At 76.9% G+C, this 1228-nt stretch carries 2 protein-coding genes; one reads left to right on the forward strand and one right to left on the reverse strand.

The window, feature by feature from the left end:
- Positions 1-25: 25 nt before the first annotated feature.
- Positions 26-943 (reverse strand): 16S rRNA (cytidine(1402)-2'-O)-methyltransferase, encoded by a 918-nt coding sequence (gene rsmI, locus HW577_RS25275; protein WP_408639560.1) that lies wholly within the window; start codon positions 941-943, stop codon positions 26-28.
- On the opposite strand from rsmI, the gene HW577_RS25280 reads away from it, so the two are divergent.
- Positions 913-1228 (forward strand): ABC transporter substrate-binding protein (locus HW577_RS25280; protein ID WP_332837815.1); only part of this gene is annotated, 316 nt, incomplete at its 3' end. The genes rsmI and HW577_RS25280 overlap by 31 nt on opposite strands.

Below are 1228 nucleotides of genomic sequence, written 5' to 3' on the forward strand. Positions count from 1 at the left end.
CGCGCGCGACTTGCGGGCCGCGCCTTCAGCCGGGCGCCGGCGGCGTCTCCAGCGCCAGGGCCCGCGCATAGACCTCCCGCTTCCGGACCCCGGTGGCGGCGGCGACGCTGGCCGCCGCGTCGCGCAGGCTCATTCCCGCGGCCAGCGCCGCGCGCAGCGCCGCGTCGATGTCCGCCGCCCCCGCCACCGCATCTTCCGGCGCCGGGCCGACCAGGATGCAGATCTCCCCGCGCGCCTCGGCCGTCGCGTAATGGGCGGCGAGGTCGCCGAGGGTTCCGCGGCGCACCTCCTCGAACCGCTTCGTCAGTTCGCGCGCGACCGCGGCCGGGCGCTCGGGGCCGAGGGCCTCGGCCAGGGCGGCGAGCGCCTCGGCCAGGCGGTGCGGTGCCTCGTACAGGATGAGCGTCGCCGAGAGCCCCGCCCGCTCGATTCCGCGCATGCGCGACAGTTCGGCCGCGCGCGGCCCGGCCCGGGCCGGCAGGAAGCCCAGGAACAGGAAGGGGTGCGGCGGAAGGCCCGACAGCGCGAGCGCCATGACCGCCGCATTCGGCCCCGGCACGGCCGAAACCTGGATGCCGGCCGCGATCGCCGCGCGCACCAGACGGTAGCCCGGGTCGCTGACCAGCGGCGTTCCGGCATCGGAGACAAGGGCGAAGGATTCGCCCGCCGCCATGCGTTCGACGAGGCGGGGGGCTTGCGCCGCCTCATTGTGTTCGTGCAAGGGGATCATCGTCGCCGCGATGCCTTGCCGGGCGAGCAGGCCGCCGGTCACCCTGCTGTCCTCGCACAGCACGGCGTCGGCGTCCCTGAGCGCCGCCAGGGCCCGTGGCGAGAGATCGCCGAGATTGCCGATCGGCGTCGCGACCAGCACCAGGCCCGGCCTTCCCGGGCCGCCGGGAGGATCCGAGGACCGTGTCCCTTCTGCCGCGCTTTCCCCTCCCACGCCGCCTGTCCCTTCCGGTGCTCGCCGCCCTTGTGGGGCTCGCGGCCTGCGCGCCGCAAGCCTCGGGCCCCGCGGCGGGGCCGTTGCAGGAACCGTCGCGCAACCGGATCGCGCTGCTGCTGCCGCTGTCGGGGCCGCAGGCGCCGCTGGGCGCCGCCATGCAGCAGGCGGCCGAACTCGCACTGTTCGAGCGCGGCAGCCGCGGCGTCGACTTCCTGCCGATGGACACCGGCGGCACCGCCTCCGGCGCCGCGGCCGCGGCGCGGCGCGCGGTGGGCGAAGGGG

It is taken from the genome of Neoroseomonas rubea (assembly GCF_016106015.1).
Classification (GTDB): Bacteria; Pseudomonadota; Alphaproteobacteria; order Acetobacterales; family Acetobacteraceae; genus Neoroseomonas; species Neoroseomonas rubea.